Below are 1341 nucleotides of genomic sequence, written 5' to 3' on the forward strand. Positions count from 1 at the left end.
GGACGGCCGACGAGCGTGTTGACGACGACGGCGCTGGGCCCGGGTACGTCGGGATCGGTCGCCAGCTGTCCGCTTGCCGCTGTGGCGCGTGTGTTCCCACCGGCGATGCGTCGCGCGGTCACCGTCTGCGCAGCACGGTCCAGGTGAACGGCTGCACGGCGCCGGACGGGGTGGTGTGCTGTTCGAGTTCGGTGAGTACCGGCTGCCAGCTGTCACCGAGGGTGGCGCTGATCTGCTCGCGGCTGTAGCGGGCGACCGGCAGCCCGGAGCAGTGCGTCGGGCCGTCCGGGGCGAAGGTCGCGAAGACGGCGACGCTGCCGGGCGCGGTGCCAGCGTCCAACGCGGCGAGGTAGCCATCGAGGTCCGCCCGTGCGGTGTTGAAGTGGAACACCGCACGGTCGTGCCAGAGGCGATAGATCCGGTCGGGACGCCAGCGGCGCACGTCCTGGACGAGCCACCGCACGCGGGCCGCGCGCTCGCCGAGGCGCCGACGCGTCTCCTGTTCCGCGGCGGTGGAGACATCCAGCACCGTCAGATCGCTGAACCCGCGCCCGAGCAGCGTATCGACGAGCCGGCTGGCGCCGCCACCGATGTCGATCACCGCCGCTGACCGGTCGACGTCGGCCGCCTCGATCATGCGGACGGAGAACGCCGCCGTCGGCTCGAACCAGCTCAACGTCCGTTCGCCACGCGCATAGGCGTTGTCCCAGTGGGCGGCCGTGGCCGTGGGGTCGTTCAAGGCCGCACCCTCGCGCTCCATCGCCGTTCCTCCGTCATCTCCGTACGCGCTGGCAACGGCGCTAGACGCTGACCAGGTCGGTGCCGTGTCGTTCGCCGGCGCCCCGATCCAGTCGTGCCACCGGGAGACCAGCCGCAACCCGGCGAGCGCCGGCCACCTCATCGATCTCCGGCCGTCGCATCGGGAGTGACCTCCTACATCGTGGACTCGCCGCCGCATCGGACAGTTCGTGGGCAATACCTCCCTGATTGTCGCTCACGGTCATGCCGGCCGCGGAGCCCGGCCGTCAGGACTGGCGCCGGTCCCCGCGCCGCTGGCTCGGCGGCTGTTCGCGGAGTTCCTCGGCACCGGTATCGCCGCCCAACGGCTGTCTCCGCGCGACGCCGGACTCCACCTGCTGGAGAACAGCACCGCCACAGTCTTCGGACTGGCGGTCCTCACCTCATGCTCGGACCAGTCTCTCCGGCGCGCACTTCAACCCGGCCGTGTCACTGGCCGACGCCCTCATCGGCCGCCGCCACACCGGCCTACCGCTGGCCGAGGTCGCCGCCTACACCGCCGTCCAGTTCGTCGGCGCGATCGCCGGGGCCCTGCTCACCGAC

Annotated in this window: 1 protein-coding gene and 1 pseudogene; one reads left to right on the plus strand and one right to left on the minus strand. The window is 71.7% G+C overall.

Annotated elements, in window-relative coordinates; all coding sequences use genetic code 11:
- Positions 1 to 118 precede the first annotated feature (118 nt).
- On the minus strand, positions 119 to 760 hold the full coding sequence (locus U9980_RS27265) for a class I SAM-dependent methyltransferase (protein WP_322770553.1): 642 nt from the start codon (positions 758 to 760) through the stop codon (positions 119 to 121).
- A 271-nt stretch (positions 761 to 1031) separates the two neighbouring features.
- Here U9980_RS27265 and U9980_RS28835 point away from each other — a divergent pair.
- Positions 1032 to 1341: pseudogene (locus tag U9980_RS28835) on the plus strand (aquaporin); the annotation flags it as partial.

Source organism: Protofrankia sp. Cr1 (genome assembly GCF_963555865.1).
In the GTDB taxonomy this organism is placed as follows: Bacteria; Actinomycetota; Actinomycetes; order Frankiales; family Frankiaceae; genus Protofrankia.